The organism is Fructobacillus tropaeoli, from assembly GCF_001047135.2.
Classification (GTDB): domain Bacteria; phylum Bacillota; class Bacilli; order Lactobacillales; family Lactobacillaceae; genus Fructobacillus; species Fructobacillus tropaeoli.
In genome coordinates, this window is the sequence record NZ_DF968078.1 from 306,098 (window position 1) to 323,876 (window position 17,779).

General features: G+C 38.2%; 18 protein-coding genes and 1 pseudogene. 5 read left to right on the plus strand and 14 right to left on the minus strand.

Features of this window, described 5'->3' with window-relative positions; translation table 11 throughout:
* Position 1: 1 nt before the first annotated feature.
* The 6 genes from msrA to pepV form a co-directional block, all read right to left on the minus strand.
* On the minus strand, positions 2–523 hold the full coding sequence (gene msrA, locus AOQ32_RS01485; RefSeq protein ID WP_059393265.1) for a peptide-methionine (S)-S-oxide reductase MsrA: 522 nt from the start codon (positions 521–523) through the stop codon (positions 2–4).
* A 73-nt stretch (positions 524–596) separates the two neighbouring features.
* Entirely contained in the window at positions 597–1,181 is a 585-nt protein-coding gene (yihA, locus tag AOQ32_RS01490; protein ID WP_059393266.1) for a ribosome biogenesis GTP-binding protein YihA/YsxC, read from the minus strand.
* A 2-nt stretch (positions 1,182–1,183) separates the two neighbouring features.
* Positions 1,184–2,437: an ATP-dependent Clp protease ATP-binding subunit ClpX gene (gene clpX / locus AOQ32_RS01495; protein ID WP_059393267.1), complete on the minus strand. Its 1,254-nt coding sequence runs from the start codon at positions 2,435–2,437 to the stop codon at positions 1,184–1,186.
* 125 nt (positions 2,438–2,562) lie between these two features.
* Complete coding sequence (tig, locus tag AOQ32_RS01500; RefSeq protein ID WP_059393268.1) at positions 2,563–3,855, minus strand: trigger factor; 1,293 nt, start codon at positions 3,853–3,855, stop codon at positions 2,563–2,565.
* A gap of 322 nt (positions 3,856–4,177) precedes the next feature.
* Entirely contained in the window at positions 4,178–4,876 is a 699-nt protein-coding gene (locus AOQ32_RS01505; RefSeq protein ID WP_059393269.1) for a hypothetical protein, read from the minus strand.
* A gap of 211 nt (positions 4,877–5,087) precedes the next feature.
* Positions 5,088–6,506: a dipeptidase PepV gene (gene pepV, locus AOQ32_RS01510; RefSeq protein ID WP_059393270.1), complete on the minus strand. Its 1,419-nt coding sequence runs from the start codon at positions 6,504–6,506 to the stop codon at positions 5,088–5,090.
* A gap of 114 nt (positions 6,507–6,620) precedes the next feature.
* On the opposite strand from pepV, the gene AOQ32_RS01515 reads away from it, so the two are divergent.
* Positions 6,621–7,454: an NAD(P)H-hydrate dehydratase gene (locus AOQ32_RS01515; RefSeq protein ID WP_059393271.1), complete on the plus strand. Its 834-nt coding sequence runs from the start codon at positions 6,621–6,623 to the stop codon at positions 7,452–7,454.
* Between the two features lie 60 nt (positions 7,455–7,514).
* A complete protein-coding gene (locus AOQ32_RS01520; RefSeq protein WP_059393272.1) occupies positions 7,515–8,333 on the plus strand; it encodes an exodeoxyribonuclease III in 819 nt (272 codons plus the stop codon).
* Positions 8,334–8,501: 168 nt separating this feature from the next.
* Here the strand turns inward: AOQ32_RS01520 and AOQ32_RS01525 are convergent, their stop codons facing one another.
* The 4 genes from AOQ32_RS01525 to AOQ32_RS08950 form a co-directional block, all read right to left on the minus strand.
* On the minus strand, positions 8,502–9,251 hold the full coding sequence (locus AOQ32_RS01525) for a helix-turn-helix transcriptional regulator (protein WP_059393273.1): 750 nt from the start codon (positions 9,249–9,251) through the stop codon (positions 8,502–8,504).
* Positions 9,252–9,920: 669 nt separating this feature from the next.
* Complete coding sequence (locus AOQ32_RS01535) at positions 9,921–10,274, minus strand: GNAT family N-acetyltransferase (protein WP_059393275.1); 354 nt, start codon at positions 10,272–10,274, stop codon at positions 9,921–9,923.
* 230 nt (positions 10,275–10,504) lie between these two features.
* Positions 10,505–11,530: an MFS transporter gene (locus tag AOQ32_RS01540; RefSeq protein ID WP_242976702.1), complete on the minus strand. Its 1,026-nt coding sequence runs from the start codon at positions 11,528–11,530 to the stop codon at positions 10,505–10,507.
* Positions 11,481–11,717, minus strand: a complete 237-nt coding sequence (locus AOQ32_RS08950; RefSeq protein ID WP_242976703.1) for an MFS transporter — start codon at positions 11,715–11,717, stop codon at positions 11,481–11,483. The genes AOQ32_RS01540 and AOQ32_RS08950 overlap by 50 nt, the downstream gene beginning before the upstream one ends.
* A gap of 82 nt (positions 11,718–11,799) precedes the next feature.
* On the opposite strand from AOQ32_RS08950, the gene AOQ32_RS01545 reads away from it, so the two are divergent.
* Positions 11,800–12,714, plus strand: a complete 915-nt coding sequence (locus tag AOQ32_RS01545; protein ID WP_059393327.1) for a helix-turn-helix domain-containing protein — start codon at positions 11,800–11,802, stop codon at positions 12,712–12,714.
* A gap of 142 nt (positions 12,715–12,856) precedes the next feature.
* Here AOQ32_RS01545 and AOQ32_RS01550 read toward each other — a convergent pair whose 3' ends face one another.
* The 3 genes and pseudogenes from AOQ32_RS01550 to AOQ32_RS09180 all read right to left on the minus strand — a co-directional run.
* Positions 12,857–13,297, minus strand: a complete 441-nt coding sequence (locus AOQ32_RS01550) for a hypothetical protein (protein WP_158531854.1) — start codon at positions 13,295–13,297, stop codon at positions 12,857–12,859.
* A 221-nt stretch (positions 13,298–13,518) separates the two neighbouring features.
* A complete protein-coding gene (locus AOQ32_RS01555) occupies positions 13,519–14,133 on the minus strand; it encodes a hypothetical protein (RefSeq protein ID WP_059393277.1) in 615 nt (204 codons plus the stop codon).
* A gap of 51 nt (positions 14,134–14,184) precedes the next feature.
* Positions 14,185–14,283: pseudogene (locus AOQ32_RS09180) on the minus strand (DMT family transporter); the annotation flags it as partial.
* Between the two features lie 296 nt (positions 14,284–14,579).
* On the opposite strand from AOQ32_RS09180, the gene AOQ32_RS01565 reads away from it, so the two are divergent.
* Together AOQ32_RS01565 and AOQ32_RS01570 are read left to right on the plus strand one after the other, a co-directional pair.
* Positions 14,580–15,107 carry a PadR family transcriptional regulator gene (locus AOQ32_RS01565; RefSeq protein WP_059393278.1) on the plus strand — a complete coding sequence of 176 codons (528 nt, stop codon included), beginning with the start codon at positions 14,580–14,582 and terminating at the stop codon, positions 15,105–15,107.
* Between the two features lie 158 nt (positions 15,108–15,265).
* Positions 15,266–16,831 carry a DHA2 family efflux MFS transporter permease subunit gene (locus AOQ32_RS01570; RefSeq protein ID WP_083994336.1) on the plus strand — a complete coding sequence of 522 codons (1,566 nt, stop codon included), beginning with the start codon at positions 15,266–15,268 and terminating at the stop codon, positions 16,829–16,831.
* A 313-nt stretch (positions 16,832–17,144) separates the two neighbouring features.
* On the opposite strand, the gene AOQ32_RS01575 is transcribed toward AOQ32_RS01570, so the two are convergent.
* A complete protein-coding gene (locus AOQ32_RS01575) occupies positions 17,145–17,750 on the minus strand; it encodes a hypothetical protein (protein WP_059393279.1) in 606 nt (201 codons plus the stop codon).
* Between the last annotated feature and the right edge of the window lie 29 nt (positions 17,751–17,779).

Below are 17,779 nucleotides of genomic sequence, written 5' to 3' on the forward strand. Positions count from 1 at the left end.
ACTACTTGTCCCCCCAATACTTTGCTTGATAATCGTGTCGAGGGGCCATCATTGCTGCTTCACGCAATGGGTCCTTCTTATAGAAGTCTTGGTGGTATTCCTCGGCCTCATAAAATGGCTTGGCATCCTCGATTGACGTCAAGATTGGCTTGTCGAATCGACCTGATTCGTTCAATTCCTTCTTTGACTCCTCGGCAATTTGGCGCTGCTCAGGTGAGTTAACAAAAATTACTGGGCGGTATGAATCACCACGATCAGCAAATTGTCCAGTTGCATCGGTTGGGTCAGCTACTTGCCAATAAAGTTCAACCAAATCCTTGTAAGAGAACTTGTCAGGGTCAAACCAAATCTTTACTGCTTCGGTATGTCCGGTAGTATGGGAGCAAACTTCCTCGTAGGTTGGGTTTGCCACGTGGCCACCGGTGTAGCCGGAACGAACCTTTTCGATTCCTGGCAACGAGTCAAATGGCTCGACCATGCACCAAAAACATCCTCCAGCAAAAATTGCTGTATCTTGTGACATTGCAATTACCTCCTACATAACATTGTAAACAGTAACGAAAAATAGTCAATGGTATAGTTGTATTTTTATAAGTTTAAAGCCGGTCTTCAATCCATTGCCAAACTTCATCTTTTCCTGATTTAGTAACGGAAGAGAAAAATTGGAAATCAGAATTTTCAGCATCAAAATCAACTGCCTTTTTGATAATTGATTCAGATTGGTTTAATTTTCCGCGGGCAATCTTATCAGACTTAGTTGCGACCAAGAGGACCGGAATATTGTAATATGCCAGCCAATTGTACATCATGATGTCCTCTTCGCTTGGCTTATGGCGCGCATCAACCAAAGAAATCACACCACGAAGCTGCTTCCGACAACTAATGTAGGTCTCAATCATCTGACCAAAGGCTTCACGCTTCTTTTTGGAAACCTTCGCATAACCATAACCAGGAACATCAACGAAGTAGAGCTTTCCCTCCACATCATAAAAGTTCAATGTTTGAGTTTTTCCAGGCTGACCGGAAGTCCGGGCAAAATTTTTACGATTAATCAGGGTATTCGTCAATGATGACTTGCCAACATTTGACCGACCGACCAAGGCAAATTCCGCCCGACCGTCCGTAGGATATTGGCTTGGTGAGACCGCTGACATCACCATTTCAACGTTATGAACGTCCATACTTAGTCCTTTTTATCTTTCTTCAAAACCAGCTCGGGTTCCTTACCAGACGTTACAGACGCCTTAGTGATTACAACCTTTTCAACATCATCACGACTTGGGATATCAAACATCGTATCCTTCATGACGTTTTCAATGATTGAGCGCAAACCACGGGCACCAGTGCCTCGTTCAATAGCCAAATCAGCCATAGCAGACAAGGCAGCAGGCTGGAATTCCAACTCAACGCCATCCAAGCCAAGCAATGCCTGGTACTGCTTAACCAAGGCGTTCTTTGGTTGCGTCAAAATGTGGGTCAAATCCTCCACGGTTAACTCATCCAAAACCGTGATAATTGGCAAACGCCCAATAAATTCTGGAATCAAACCAAACTTCGTCAAATCTTCCGGTTCAACATTCTTCAAAACATTTGGCTTATCCAAGGCCTTGGCCTGGTCTGATGTGCTTGAACCAAAACCGATTACTCGACTTCCCAAACGTTCCTTAATCAACGTATCGAGGCCAGCAAAGGCACCACCAACGATAAAGAGGATGTTGGTGGTATCAACTTGGATTAACTCCTGTTGTGGGTGCTTACGACCACCTTGTGGTGGCACGGAAGCAATCGTTCCTTCCAACATCTTCAGCAAAGCCTGTTGGACTCCTTCACCCGAAACATCACGGGTAATCGAAACGTTTTCTGATTTTTTAGCAATCTTGTCAATTTCATCGACATAGATAATACCACGTTGAGCAGATTCCACATCAAAATCAGCGGCCTGCAAAAGCTTGAGCAAGATGTTTTCAACGTCTTCACCGACATAGCCAGCTTCTGTCAACGTTGTTGCATCCGCAATGGCGAATGGAACTTGCAAAATCTTTGCTAATGATTGGGCCAAGTAAGTCTTTCCTGATCCAGTTGGCCCTAGCAAAGCGATGTTTGACTTTTGCAATTCAACATCCGTCGTCTTCAAAGCATTTTCATTCACGCGCTTGTAGTGGTTATAGACCGCCACCGCCAAGGTCTTCTTGGCATCTTCTTGGCCAATCACGTAATCGTTCAGATTCTCAACGATTTCCTTTGGCGTTGGCAAAGTCAACTGCTCAGACTGCTGGTCAACTCGCATCTCTTCTTGGATGATTTGATCAGCCAATGCGATACACTCGTTACAAATATATAATCCATCAGGACCAGCGACTAGCTTCTTGACTTCATCAGCATCCTTACCACAAAAAGAGCAGTGGACTGGAGTGGTTTCATTCGGTGTTTGGACCATAATATCCCCCTCTATATCGTCTTTCTCCGGCATTAGCACTCGCCTGCCGGCTTGTTCAACAAGAACAGCTGCCTAAATCAGTAGGCTATGTAAGAAAAAAAGCCCGACCGGGCTTTTTCACTGGCTTACTTCGCCTTGGCAGATGAAACAATCTTGTCAACGACTGCCTTCATAGCAATGTCGTGCTTCAACAAATCATCTGACAATGATTGCTTAACTTGTTCTTCTGAAATATTGTATTGATCAGCCAATGACTTAACTTCGGCAGCAACTTCATCAGCGCTTGGATCAATCTTTTCGGCCTTAACAATCGCTTCCAAAACCAAGTTTGTCTTAACGCGGTTGTCAGCACCTTCTTCAAATTGCTTGTGGAATGATTCCTGAGTTTGACCAGAAATCTGGAAGAACATTTCTGGTGAAATGCCTTGTTGTTGCAATTGAGCCAAGTATTGTTGCATTTGACGATCAACGTCTTCGTGGATCATCTCTTCTGGCAAGTTGCCACCAACAACTTCAGCATTGTCAACTGCGGCTTGCACAGCAGCATCTTCGAAAGCATCCTTAGCTGCTTCGTCACGTGCTTCTTGCAAGTTCTTCTTTGTCTTTTCCTTCAATTCAGCCAAAGTTTCAACGTCTTCATCAACGTCCTTGGCAAATTCATCATCCAAATCAGGCAATGACTTACGCTTGATTTCGTGAAGCTTTACTTCAAACAAAGCTTCCTTACCAGCCAAGTCCTTAGCTTGATATTCTTCAGGGAAAGTAACCTTAACGTCAACATCGTCACCGGCTACATGACCAACCAATTGGTCTTCAAATCCTGGGATAAATGAGCCTGAGCCCAATTCCAAAGAATAATCCTTAGCTTGTCCACCATCGAAGTGGTCGCCGTCAACAGAACCATCAAAGTCAATGACAACCGTGTCGCCATTTTCAGCCTTTGTGCCGTCTTCTTGCAAAACCAATTCAGCTTGGTTTTCTTGTTGGCGCTTGATTTCAGCATCAACTTCTTCGTCTGATACAGTGGCGTCTTGCTTTTCAACAGACAAACCAGTGTAATCACCCAACTTGATTTCAGGGGCAACGGCTACTTCGGCCTTCATTTGCCAGTCAGCACCCTTGTCCATTGAAACTGGAACGATGTCAGGGCGACCAACAACTGTGATGCCTTGTTCAGCAACAGCTGCGTCATAAGCGGCTGGCAAAACGATATCCATGACGTCTTGGTACAATGCTTCTTCACCAAACTTTTGCATGAACAATGACATTGGTACCTTACCCTTACGGAAACCTGGTACGGCAATTTGGTTCTTGTTCTTGTCAAATGCTGGCTTCAAGGCCTTTTGTACATCAGCTTGAGCAATTGAAAATTCTAGTGTACCGCGGTTTGCGTCCGCAGCAGCTGTCCATTTAGACATGTTAAATCCTCCAAAAATAAGTTCTATATAATTTTAGACCAAATGACTGATTTTATCAAGGCCAGCGACCAATATGCTCATGGCGATTAGCAAGTAATAGCAATGATTGATTGCCCTTCAACCAACTTTTGCTCAAAAACTAGACCAAAAAGACTATCCATCCATATTTTTTCATCCCCGTTGAACTAGCAAGCACCTACCCTCTGGCAGATTCTTCTAAATTGTTTCACATAAAAACCGCTATGTCCCTCTCACAAAGTCTAGCATAGCGGTCCTTTCCCATTCTTTACACCTTTCTAACTAGCCATTGATCTTCTGGCCATCATAATTCGACAAATTCACCTTCATCGTCCACACCCGCATCGTCAAATACGTTCAAATCAAAGACACGATTGAATTCTTCCATGTTGTCTGGATAATCGTTGCTACCCTCGATGGTCAAGACCTCCAATCCGTGATTGAAATAAATGCGCACACTCCACTGAGTCGCATCCATGACACTTTCATCCACGTACTTTCTCTCCCAGCTACCAACTCGAAGATCTTTCAAGGCCCGGAAGAAATCAGTCTTAGCCATCAATCGCTCACTTTTAAAGTTTAAATCATCCGTTTCTTCCGTCCCCATTTTGACAAAATAACTAGAAGCGATGAGGTCATCCCCAACTACAGTAAAGGTATTATTCTGCTGTCCCCACATGTAGTCACCAGTTATAACCTCCATCTTGTCGATCGTCTCAATTTTATGATTAAAGCCGGCTTCACGCAGGTCAGTTTCCATTAGAGGATAGGATCCGCCATGAGAAATCAGTTCCGCCTTTTTCTCAATCAATTGTTCATAAACCTGGTCTGATTCCATTATTTGCCCGTCAGTCCGTAATAGCTCCTCTGGTGCAAAGCCCACAAGACTCCGGCGTGATTGGCGCATTTTTTGCCAGTAATCTTGAATTTCTTCAATTTCACCGACCAGGTCATCGTTTTCATGGCGATGGTTATATTCATGAAAAAAGTCTTCTATTCTCATCTCTCTAACTCCCCTAACTCTCGCTAACTCGAATTAGGTTCATTATATGAGAATCAAAAAACGACTCTTTTATTTTTTACATGCAAAGCGGTTACATTTTAAAGACAATTATTATTGGCCAAAATAAAAAGCCAGACAAAAGTCTGACTTTGATGAGTGCACTCCCTAAAAGATGTTTTAGCTTTCAGAGTGTGCATCGCTTTACTGATTTTTATTCGGGCAAATTAGCTAAGTCCACAATGGCTTGACCGTAGATTCCCATTGAACGAACAAGGTCATCAACCAAGGCAAATTCGCCAACCTGGTGCATCGTATCTGGTGAGTCAGGGAATAAAGCCCCAAAGGCAACCCCGCGGTCCATCAAGCGGCCGTAAGTCCCACCACCAATCACTTGGTCATGTGCTTCTAGGCCAGTTTGGTCGTGGTAAATGTTCAACAAAGTCTTAACAACTGGATCCTCAGGTGAAACGTAGTGTGGCACCTGAGCATGGCCACCAATCTTGGCTGAGTAATCCCAGGCTGGCATTGCCTTTGCTAACTTTTCCTCGATAAATGCTGGTTCGATACCCTTTGGATAACGGAAGTTAAAGTTGATGTAAACGCCCTTTTCCAAATCGAACTTTTGGATTCCAACGTTCATTGACAAGGCACCCATCACGTCGTCAACATGGTTGACACCTAATTTTTGACCAGTTGGATCATCGTGTGACAAATCACCCAAGTAAGCTAGGAAGTGAGTAGCTGTGCCACCAAAGTCATATTGCTTCAAGAACTTTGCCAAGTAAGTTCCGGCGTTTTCACCCGTTTCAGGCAAAGAACCGTGGACCTGCTTACCAAAGACTTCAAAGGACAATTGGTCCCCATCTGTTGTCACCGTTCCAGACACCTGAGGGTTATCAGTCAAGAAGGCTGCAAAATCAGCTTCCACCTGGTCAGCGGCAAGGCCCGATACCGCAGCGCGGGCAACACCCGGCACCATGTTCGTCCGAATTCCTGATTCAAATGAAAGCAACTGGGCATCATCCCCGTTCGTTGCTGGTGAAGTGATGTTCACCTGCAAGTTTCCCTTTTCACCGTTAATAATTGGATATTCGGCATCAGGGGAGAAACCAAAGGCTGGTGCTGGTTCAACTTCGAAGTAGCGCGTCATGCCAGTCCAATCGTTTTCTTCATCAGTACCGAAAATCAAGCGGACACGACGCTTCAATGGCAAGTCCAAATCACGAATCATCTTAAAGCCGTAATAGGCAGCCAAACCAGGTCCCTTATCATCAGATGCCCCACGGGCAATCACCTTACCGTCTTCAATGACGGGATCAAACGGATCTGTTTCCCAACCTTCACCAGCGGGCATAACGTCCACGTGAGAAAGCAAGGCGACATATTCATCAGCATCCTTGGGACCAATTTCAATGTAACCAACCAAGTTATCAATGTTCTTAGTTGTAAAGCCATCTCGGTCGGCCAAGGCCAAAATATGAACCAACGCATCCTTAGGACCAGGTCCCAACGGTGCATCCGCCGTCTTCTTGCTATCGTCACGAACAGAAGGGATTTTCAAAAACTCCTTCAAATCAGCCAAGTAAGCCTGTTCTTCTTCCTTAGCTTTTGCCTGCCAATCAATCATCAAAGACCTCCTTGTGGGAAGTGACCAAAGTCGCTCTCACCTTTTTCATTATTTTCTCATTAAGTTATTTTCATTATACACATCTTAGGCGTAAAATGCTTAGCAGAGAGGTGAAAAATGATTAAATTAACTGAGAAAATCGTGCAAGAAGTCATTCAAGTTCGACCACGCCAATCGCATAAGGGCACTTTCGGCAAAATTTTAATCGTCGCGGGTAACCAAAACCTAGGCGGGGCAGCCATCATGAATGCCCAAGCCGCCATTTACGGTGGTGCTGGTTTAGTCACGGTGGCCACCGACCCCGTTAATAAAACCGCCCTCCACGCCCGCTTACCAGAGGCCATGGTCGTTGACTATCATCAAGACCTATCGGATTTAATTGCCGGCGTGGACGTCGTCCTCATTGGTTCTGGTTTAGGAAATGAATTAACCATTTTAAAGCAAGCCCTAAAAGAACTCACCGACAAGCATAAGGTGATTTTGGATGGATCAGCCTTGACCATGATGGCACAGGAAAATCTGCCCCTACCAAAGGGCCAAATTATCTTAACGCCCCATCAAATGGAGTGGCAACGTTTTGGTCAAGTCGCCATCGCTGACCAAGCAAAAGAAGACAATAATTGGGAGGCCCTTGTTGCCATGAATCCTGAACCAATTTTGGTTTTGAAGTCTGACCAGACTCAGGTATACTTGGAAAATGAGCTTTACCAACTGACGGTTGGTGGCCCCTACCAGGCAACTGGCGGCATGGGCGATACGCTAGCTGGCGTCATTGCGGCCTTTGTAGCTCAATTTCAAGACACAAATAGAGCCGTTTTGGCAGCCGTCTACAGTCATTCAGCAATTGCAGAGCGTTTAGCGGACACGGCCTACGTCACCTTACCAACCGAAATTGCTAAGGCCCTCCCGGCCTTCATGAAGGAAATGGCGGACCAAACCCCAACGCTCTAACCAACATTTACCAAAGTGGGTTCACTCTCAACTAAAATCAGCAAAGGATACTGAGACATAATGAAATTTATTTCGTGGAATATTGACTCCATTAACGCCGCTGTCGAACACAGTTCAGATCGTGGCAAGATGACCTGGGGCGTTTTATCTGATTTGGCTGCGCAAAAGCCAGACGTCCTCGCCATCCAGGAAACGAAACTCAAGGACTCTGGCTTAACTAAAAAGCACCTCGCCGCCTTGACTGAACTCTTCCCGGATTATCACTTTTACACCAACTCATCAACAGCCAGAAAGTCTTACGCTGGTACCATGATGATTGCTAAAGAAGAACCAGTTGCCGTTGACTACCCAACGATTGGCGCCCCTGGTGAAATGGATCAAGAAGGACGGATTGTCACCCTTGAATACAAAGATTTCTTTGTTTCCACGGTCTACACCCCCAATGCCGGTTCAAAATTAGACCGGCTTGAGGACCGTCAGGCATGGGATGATTCCTACCGGGCCTATATTGATGGTTTGAATGAAAAAAAGCCCGTCATCTTTTCCGGTGACTTTAACGTTGCCCACGAAGAAATTGACCTGAAGCATCCAAGCACCAACCACCATTCCGCTGGCTTTACAGATGAGGAACGCGAAAAGTTTACCTTGTTGCTGGATGACGGTTACACCGATACCCTGCGCGCCAAGAACCCTGGACAAGCAGATATCTATACATGGTGGGCACAGCGAGTTAAAACTTCTAAGATTAATAACTCTGGTTGGCGGATTGACTATTACTTAGTTTCAAACCGGATTGCCGATCAGGTTCAAGATATCAAGGTTGTTGATACCGGTGCCAGACAGGACCATGCTCCAATTGAATTGACTATCGACCTATAACAAATAAAGCCCTCATCGGTGATTGCTCACTGGTGAGGGCTTTTATCAAAAAATAAGTTATTCTTTTAAAAATGGACAAGATGCACTTTGATGAAGAACAACTGTATCGCTTAGAAAAATTTAAAAGGGGCCGCTACTGGTATTCGAATAACGGCCCCTTTTGTAATGCTAATTGTTATTTATTGTTCGAATTGTATCGGTGAGATGCACTTTCTTTTTCAAATCCTTTTGAAAATTAGAATCATCGCTCGCACCTATTTTGGATGTTTCTTGTTGATATTTTTCAAAAGTCTCCAGGTCTCCTCGAACAAGCGTGCTAACTTCGCTTGCAGGAACAATTCGGCTTGTTTTGACATAACTGCCCTTATGATAAGCCATCACATAGGGTTCTACAACGCCAGGATTTTCACCAGTTGATAGCGTTAACTTTGTCCAAGAGGTGCCCATTTCATTATCAGAATACCAAGCTGTCCATTCACGTTGGCTATCTTTCTTTGTTAAAGCTGGCATTTTTGTATAAGAAACTTGATACGTCAAAAACGGGTTCCAACGATCAATTGTCGCAACACCTTTTGAATAACCAAAAACCAGCACGCTAATCCAAGCACCAAAGAAGACAAAAATCGTTGCCAATATAATCGTTAATTTTTTATAGCGTGTTTTTAATTTCACGTCCCGATCAATTGCCGTCGCCATATCTTGCTTATTTTTCATTGTGTTTTCTTCTCCAAACATAATTTGTTCGAAAGACACATCAAACAAAACACAAATGCTTCTCAAAATTTCCAAACTAGGATAATTCTTCCCATTTTCCCAGGTCGACACAGTTTGACGACTGACGTGTAGAATATCAGCTAATTCTTGCTGGGTCATTTTCTTACTTTGACGAAGCCTTTTAATGTCTTGCTCAAAACTCATGTCTTTCACCTTTAATTTAGAGAATTTACTCTTATAAGACTAGCAAGAAAGACTATCATTCGTAAAGCAAGTTATACTTGCACCATGGCTATTAGTGTCCTTCTGTTATATTCGTCAGCAAATATAGTGACCTCTTTTTTGATATAATTAAAAAAAGAAAATAAGGGAGAAAAGTATTGACTCAACATAAATTCGCTAAAATTATCATGATACTTATACTAATTGCTGAACTCTATTGGCTATTTTTTGATTTCGTATCAGAAGGTTTTTGGGGTGCTGTTATTCCATTTTCAGCAGTCATTTCGAACTGTTTTTTACTTCCAGCGGTCTTTGGAAAAAAATCTAATAATAATTCTCAAAGATAATTTTTATTCAGAAAGTGTAAACTGGAGAGAATTTTGAAACAATATTTGAAGAAAAACTTTTTATTTTATTTGATGAGTACAACTGTGTACTATGTGCTTACTTTTTTTGTGCTTAAGATAATTAATTTTGGATTGATCAAGAGTATTTTAGCGATAGTAGTGTATTTTTTTGTTTCATTATTAATGGGTTATTATTTAGATAAACGCGTTCATAAAGATTCTCATCAAAGATAATTTCACAAAAAGCCCACAATCCTGATATTCACCAGGTTGTGGGCTTTTACTTTTTATAAGACGTGTTATATCAACTAGTTATATTGATTAGGTAACGTTCTTTTACCTGGTCCTCAATAGTGTATCTAGCGTCCAAAACACCATGGTTTTTTAAAATGATTTTTTTAGAATTTTCATTAGAACTATTACAAGTCAATACAGCTTGACGAATACCTTTTTCCCTTAATTTTTCAAGGCCTAATCCCAGTAACTGATTACCATACCCTAACCCTCTAAAATCAGGACTAACTCCGTAGCCAATATGACCACCTTCAATCATTAAATTTTTAGTCAAATCGTATCTAATTTGAACACCACCAACAATTACATCATTAGCAAATAAAAAAAGAGTTTCTGCTGGAACAAACTTACCGTCCTTATTCAACTTGTCTTTTTTTTAGTTTTTGAACAAAGTCGGGGAAAGTTTGATTAGTAAATGAAGATGTTGGCACCATCTTTTCCTTCCAAGAGTTTTTATAATTTTTGTAGGCAATTTCATCACGCATTGTTAATTTTCTCAGCTGCATAAGTCTCCCCTAATTCATGTTTAGCTTATTCTATCAAACAGTCACTGTAAATAAACTAATCTATAACCACTATAAAAAAACATATTATCTATTTATTTAAATATTTTTCATGAGCCAACGGCGATACCGCTGCTCCTACCCCAGCACTTGCCCTTAATACTCCTGCTATTAAGATGACCCAAGCCATCGAAACACCTTGATTTAACAGTAAACCACCAAACCAAGATCCAACCGGAATGGAAGCATAAGAAACCATTCTAGTAACAGAAACAACTCGACCTAGTTGGTCACTCGGAACGGTACGTTGTCGCAGTGTGAAATAAGTGATAACGTTGATTGTGCCAAAGAAACTAACCAATCCTAAAATAACGCCAATATAAATGTAATTGGTATTGATCAACAATAAAAGTGTACTTAATCCCGCTAACACTGTGCTGATGGATAGTAGCACCCCAGATCGAAATCGCTCAACAATTAATGAACTGACTGGTCCAGCTATTAATGCGCCGACGCCACCTATAGATAAGGCAATTGTTGCATCTATCAGCGGGTATCCTAATGCCTTCGTCATATAAAAAATATAGTTGGCCTCAAACATATTAAGAGCAAAATTTGTCATAAAGAACATCAAAGATCCGCTAAAAATAACCTTTTGTTGAAAACTATATTTAACACCATCTAAAATGTCCTTTTTAATAGTGTTAAGCGTCATTTTTTTCGTGTGCCCTTTTTCAGTCTTTGGTAAAGCATATAAAATGCAAGCCGAAAGGATAAAAGAAAAAGTATCAAACCAAAGCGCATTGATACCCCCTATTAGCATGATAACACTGCCACCTGCTAATGGGCCTAAAATGGTTAATGTATTATCAATTGTTTGAATCAATGCATTCGCTTTTACATAATCGTCTCGTTTTATAATTTCTGGAATAATACTTTGAAAGCTTGGGTGAATTAACGGATCAACAGAAGCTAACAAAAATACAACTAGGTATAAAAAGGTAAAATTAATGTTCTTTATACTTAAAGTAAATAAAAGAAAGCAACTAAAAATTGATGCAAAGATATTACCAACAACTAATATTTTTTCTTTTAGAATAGCTATCTGCCAATACACCCCCTATCAATGAGAATAAAACCCAGGGTATAAATGATATGCCAAATGCAGTCGCCGCGTGGTAAGCCGAACCAGTTTTTGACAAAACAATGATTGGTAAGGCAAGGCGATACATCCAATCCCCTAAAGTAGAAACTAAGAAGCTCAACCACAACAGGTGAAAACTTTTTTTCTGAAAACTAAGCATTCATCAACCTCTTTCTAAAAGTATGCCCTAATGATAGAATACGCATATCAGAAAGAGACAAAATGTGCATATAGGTAAAATTATGGCTGAAATCGGTGAAGTTTTTAAGACATTTCGAAAAGGAAAAAATATCACTTTAAAAGAAGCAAGCAGTGGCATTGTTTCATATACTTTTTTGTCTAAATTTGAAAGAGGATTGACCGATATTTCCTTCATGCACTTACTAGAATTGTTGGATAGGATTAATGTTCAACTTTCAGAATTTGAATTCTCTTATCAAAAATCAAATAACTATCTAAATGATTTTCTACCCTCCCTACAAAAAGCCTACCAATCATCCGATATTGATTCCTTAAATGATCACCTACGACGATGGCAAAATAAGTCTGATAAATTCTCCAAGCTACAAGCAATCCAGATCAAAATGATGTTAACGACTCTTGGTAAAGCTACCATTACTGGAGATGAAATTAATACTCTACAAAATTATTTTCAAAGTATCACCAACTGGACATTCTTTGAACTTTATCTTTTTGGGCATGCAATCCCTTTTCTCGAAGAAAGATTCATGTTAAATTTATTTTTAGAACTGCAAAAAAAGGCCATATTATATGACCTTTTCAGATATGACAGTTTCTCAATGCTCTTTTATATTTACAATAATATGATTTTACATATGCTTGAACAGAAAAATGCGGTTGTTGCCCAACAGCTCTTGGATAATCTAATTTCTTACTTTCAAAATCAGGAGAGAGACTATTACCATCGGGCACGGTTATTGAATTTAAAAGGACTGACTCTATACACTGGTGACAATAAAGAAAGCGGATTAATGCTTATTAAAAAGTCCAATGTCATTACTTTTTTAATACATGATGATGCTCAATTTGTGCTGAATGAAAAAAATTATTTATCGAAATTTTTAAGTAAAGATGAATTAGAGGATGTTTTCAAATTTAAAAATGTAGACTTAACTCATTTAAATAGTTTTGATTGAATTAACGTAGAAAAATTAGTTAGATAACTACTTTTGATAATTTGGACATAATAAAACTCCGAAATCTGTCTAAATTTCGAGGTTAATATCAATTCTGGAGACAATTTCTTACTTTTTTGAAATACTTTCTGTGAGCTAATTATTAAAAAAAACGAGAAGAGGTATAGAATTGTTTTCGTATTGGCTTCTGTAATTCCCTAGCCTTTTTTTGAATTGTATCAATTAGGTTTTCAATGGTGTTTTCTTCGTCGTATTGATGGACTTCTGATTTTTGAATAGTCAATATGACCAAGGTATTCTTCTTTGAAAGGTCAATAAAAACAATCTGATAATAGTCGTCTTGATTGATGACACCCCAAGAATAGTAGGAATTTTTTTTAATAAATAAAGTCGACGATAAAATAGAATTAGCGATTAATTTTTTATTTTGAGACAGCCATTCATCTACCTGAGTTTTAGTTGCTATGTCAATGATTTCATTTTCTGTCTTTGTTATCCGATCAATGCGGTGAAAAAAACGAAATATAAAGAAAAAGAAAGCATCTTCCATTAAAATCGCAATCAAAAGTAAATCTACAATCAAAAACAGGTTCGGATTGATAACATCATTTAATTGGAGAGAATTGACTAAATAAATCGAATGAATGAGCCAAATGCTCCCACAAATAAGAGGAATGTATAGTGCAAAACGCCATTTTTTACTATGACGTTGTTTTTTTTCGAAGATCTGATTTAATTGCTAAAAAGCTCTGCATTGCTTGTCTCCTTTATAGTCACCATTCTAATTGTTTATGATTATTGTTATTAGTTTTTGATGTAAAAAATGAACGATACATGCGAATAACTAAATAATGGTTTGTTATACTTTTTTGCTCTGATTTTAGCTTTTGTAATGGTTTTTTCTATTTTATCTTTTTCTGGGCATTGATTTAGTTGTTCTTTATCAATCTCGCAAACAATTAACTGATTATTCTTATAAAAGTCGATAAAGACCATATAGTATGTGGTTTTTAATTCAAGAACACCCCAAAAAAAGTAAGGTTTTTGTGAGGAAGGATAAAAAATGTGCTTCATTATGCGAAGTGCTTTATTTTTAGTCCAGTCATTGATTTGGCTAATCTTGTTAATTTCATTAATATCATGGAGATGAACTATGTTCCTCTGGAATGATAATTTAATGGTTTTTCGAATCCTAAAAATGTTCTTAGTTGAAAATATCAGCAGAATGTATAAAAAGCTAATTAAAACGAGATCCCTAAATATTTCAATGTTCATTTTATTCTGAATAACTAATGATAGATCCAAATATAGAAGTGGCATACACCAAATAATTGCAACCAGAGCAACTAATATTTGCCATTTTAAATTTTTCTTTGCTCTTATCTTGAGTATCTTATTAACTTCTATTAATTCATCCATGAGTAGTTATCCTTCTGTTAATTTTTTAGAGACTTGCCAAAGATCCAACTGAATAAGTAATAATGGCTGAAAAAGAGCGTTTAAAAAACTCGCCTGCAAAGGAGTCAAAGTAGACATAGAAAACTTATTCAGGATAGGAGTTAATGACATAACTGCAACGGAACTTAAATTAAGCCATATCTCATTATTAATAGTTGCTGTCTTGACCACCTTCTCATTTTATACCCCAATAATTTAACTTTTCAAAAGTATCCGAATATATCTATCTTACCAAAAAAGCATTTTTCAAGAAAAGATTATCTTTCATGAGCTAACGGTGAGATTCCAGCTCCCACCCTAACCCCGCTCTGAACATTCTTGCTATTAAAATTGCTCGAATATAAATATAAAAGAATATAATATATACTATGATAATATGATTCAAAATAATATAAGGAGTTCTATGCATGAAGGGACAAGATGTTATTCTAGGTTTGCTGATGAAAAAAAGCTTATCTGGATATGAAATTAGGGATTTTATTGAAAATAGATTAAGCCATTTTTTTGATAGCAGTTTTGGCATGATTTATCCAACATTGAAAAAACTCGAACAAAATAACTTAGTGACAAAGAAAACCATATTGCAAAATGACCGACCTAATAAAAATATTTTTTCAATCACACAAAAAGGAAAAGATAGCTTTTTAGCTTCTCTTCAAAATGAGCCTAAACCCGATCAACTAAAATCAGATTATTTAATTCACTTTTATTTTGGGGAATACCTTGATAAAGAAGCACTATATGTACTTACGCAAAAGCAAATTAAACAAGTGAAGGAAAAGCTGAGTTCGCTAAACTATAATCTAAAGCATTGGCAAGAAAGTGGTATGACTGAAGAACAAAAAATGACATACGACTACGGTATAAAGTTTTACACCGGTTCTTTAGAAATCCTAGAAAATGAGGCAGAAAAATTAGAAAAAAACTTGTCTTGATTTATACAAAAAACAAACAATACAGTGTCGGATTCCATTAAAGTAATGGAATCCGACTTTTTGTTATGAACTTGTAATTCATTTTAGACTAATGGCCACTTCCAATTTATATTAATAATGTTAATATAAACATTATTAATATAAATGGAGAAGTTACTATGTTTAAAAAATATTCCCTTTCACTAGTATTTATCCTAGGTATTTTTATTTGTATGTTAGATACCACAGTGATGAATGTTGCACTCCCTCAAATTAGTAAAACAATTCATACGGATTTAGACACTTTATCTTGGGCGCTAAATGCTTATACAATAATTTTTGCATCTTTCACAATTCCTTTAACGAGAGTTGCTGAGTTTTTTAATAAAAAATATTTTTTCTTTTTTGGAGCTTTATTATTTGGAATTGGATCGTTAGTTTCCGGGTTCTCGACAACTTTTGTGATTTTGTTATTTGGTAGAATCTTGCAAAGTTTTGGTGCCGCAATACTCTTCCCACTATCGATGTCCATGGGAATTGAATTAATACCTGGTAAAAATCGTACGAATGTTATCGCTATTTTAGGTGTGACACAAGGATTAGCATCCGCAATGGGTCCAACTTTTGGAGGCGTAATTACAGAATACTTGAATTGGCATTGGCTTTTTTTCATTAATGTTCCGTTGGCTTTGCTAATTATCTTGTTGGGCGCCCTCACTTTGAACGATGATGACATTATTCAAGAAGATCTACAAAGCATCGATTTTCTTGGTTCATTGTTAGGTATTATCATGTTGTCTTCTTTTACCTCAGTACTAATTGAAGGTAGAACTTGGGGGTGGTCATCAATCACGACACTTGCTGTTATCGGTTTATCAATCGTATCCTTCATCATTTTTATGATTACGGAATCTAAGTCGCGTAACCCAATTGTTCCATTATCGCTATTCAAAGACCGCAATTTTTCAGGAGCATCCTTAGTTATTATTTTAAGCAATCTATTTTTAGTTGCAGTAACGGTTCTTTTGCCCAATTATTTTGTTAATGTGGAAAATCTAAGCACATTAAATGCTTCGTACATGATTACCCCTATCACCTTCAGTATCTTTATTGCCTCCCCTTTTGCTGATTTCTTGTTAAAAAAGGTCGGTACAAGATGGTTAATTTTTAGTGGATTTATGTTTATGGCAATCGGTTATATTTTTTATGCCGACTTCAATGCTTTAAAGAGTGTTTTATTCTCTTGCATTAGTGGTGCCTTTGTAGGTATTGGCTATGGTCTAATTACTGGTCCAATAACTGTTATAGCCGCCTCTGACTTTAAGGGGGCACAATTAAGTAATGCACAAAGTGTAGTCAGTGTCTTACGACAAGTTGGAATTTCAATGTCAGTAGCTATTTTTGTCAGTGGACTTTATGTCAATTTATCATCAGCAGAAAAGAACACTATTAAATACTCCGATAATGCTATTCTAGCAATGAATTTACCAAGTAACATTACTCAGAAAATTCAAGAACAAACGACTCGATCAATTGCTTCTCAAAACCTAAATTCTAAAAGTACTCCTAATCTTCCTGCTAATAGTATGATTAGTACTCAAATAAGCGAAAACAAGAAAAAAATAGAAAAGTATGCGAAAAATGCATATACATTTGCCTTTAGCAACTTATATCAAAAAGCAGTTCCCTTCATCTTCTTAGGAACTACTACCATCCTTTTCTTTTCAAGAAGAAAAAAGTATTGAAATAACATTCAACAAAAAGCTTATGATAGGAGCTCCGCAATTTGGACAAAAAATTCGGGAGTTCTTATCGATTTTAATAGAAGATATAGACTCTATAAAGGTAAAATTGATAGATTATCAATAAACAGACTCTTAACTTGTTTTTTTGCATAAAGAGAAAATATTATGCTAGAAAGTAATTTTAACTAAAACGCTTTATTTTCATCAAACGAATCCATTCTCAAGTCTAAAAAATAAAATTTCGATAAAGACAAAACCGTCTCCAATTTCTGGAGACGGCTTTTTACTCTTATTGAAAGATTTTGTGAGCTAACTATTTAAAAAAACGGACAGATCCATATAGATGCTTAGATATTGGTCTTTCCATTCTCTTAGCCCTTTTTTGAACTGTATAAATTAACTTTTTAATGGTTTCTGCTTCGTCGTATTGATTTATTTCGGATTTTTGAATAGTCAAGATGACTAAGGTATTCTTTTTTGAAAAATCAATAAAAATAATCTGATAATAATCGTCTTGATTGATGACACCCCAAGGATAGTTCGGCCTTTTTTTAGGGGGGAATGGTGGCGATAAAATAAAATTAGCGATTAATTTTTTATTTCTAGAAAGCCACTCATCTACCAGTATGTTAGTTGTTATGTCTATGATTTCATTTTTTGTTTTTGTAATCCAATCAATGCGGTGGAAAAAACTAACTATAAAGAAATTTTGAACATCGAGCATTAAAATTAAAATCAAAAGTAAATCCACAGGAAAAGTCAAATTTTTATCAATAGTAGGCGACGCCTGGAGAGTTCTTACTAAATAAATGGCCCTAATAGTTAAATAAATAGAAGCAGCGTATAGTACGAAACGCCATTTTTTACTATTACGTTGTTTTTTTCGAAGATCAGATTTAATTGCTAAAAAGCTTTGCATTACCTGTTTCCTTCCTGGAGATGGTTTCT

Excerpts from the sequence above, each read along its gene's own strand:
- AOQ32_RS01575 (WP_059393279.1), bottom strand. The coding sequence starts at position 17,750 with ATGCAAAGCTTTTTAGCAATTAAATCTGATCTTCGAAAAAAACAACGT.
- AOQ32_RS01520 (WP_059393272.1), top strand. The coding sequence starts at position 7,515 with ATGAAATTTATTTCGTGGAATATTGACTCCATTAACGCCGCTGTCGAA.
- AOQ32_RS08950 (WP_242976703.1), bottom strand. The coding sequence starts at position 11,717 with ATGCTTAGTTTTCAGAAAAAAAGTTTTCACCTGTTGTGGTTGAGCTTC.
- AOQ32_RS01505 (WP_059393269.1), bottom strand. The coding sequence starts at position 4,876 with ATGAGAATAGAAGACTTTTTTCATGAATATAACCATCGCCATGAAAAC.
- clpX (WP_059393267.1), bottom strand. The coding sequence starts at position 2,437 with ATGGTCCAAACACCGAATGAAACCACTCCAGTCCACTGCTCTTTTTGT.
- AOQ32_RS01525 (WP_059393273.1), bottom strand. The coding sequence starts at position 9,251 with ATGAGTTTTGAGCAAGACATTAAAAGGCTTCGTCAAAGTAAGAAAATG.
- AOQ32_RS01565 (WP_059393278.1), top strand. The coding sequence starts at position 14,580 with ATGAAGGGACAAGATGTTATTCTAGGTTTGCTGATGAAAAAAAGCTTA.
- msrA (WP_059393265.1), bottom strand. The coding sequence starts at position 523 with ATGTCACAAGATACAGCAATTTTTGCTGGAGGATGTTTTTGGTGCATG.
- AOQ32_RS01570 (WP_083994336.1), top strand. The coding sequence starts at position 15,266 with ATGTTTAAAAAATATTCCCTTTCACTAGTATTTATCCTAGGTATTTTT.
- AOQ32_RS01515 (WP_059393271.1), top strand. The coding sequence starts at position 6,621 with ATGATTAAATTAACTGAGAAAATCGTGCAAGAAGTCATTCAAGTTCGA.
- AOQ32_RS01545 (WP_059393327.1), top strand. The coding sequence starts at position 11,800 with ATGGCTGAAATCGGTGAAGTTTTTAAGACATTTCGAAAAGGAAAAAAT.
- AOQ32_RS01555 (WP_059393277.1), bottom strand. The coding sequence starts at position 14,133 with ATGGATGAATTAATAGAAGTTAATAAGATACTCAAGATAAGAGCAAAG.
- tig (WP_059393268.1), bottom strand. The coding sequence starts at position 3,855 with ATGTCTAAATGGACAGCTGCTGCGGACGCAAACCGCGGTACACTAGAA.
- yihA (WP_059393266.1), bottom strand. The coding sequence starts at position 1,181 with ATGGACGTTCATAACGTTGAAATGGTGATGTCAGCGGTCTCACCAAGC.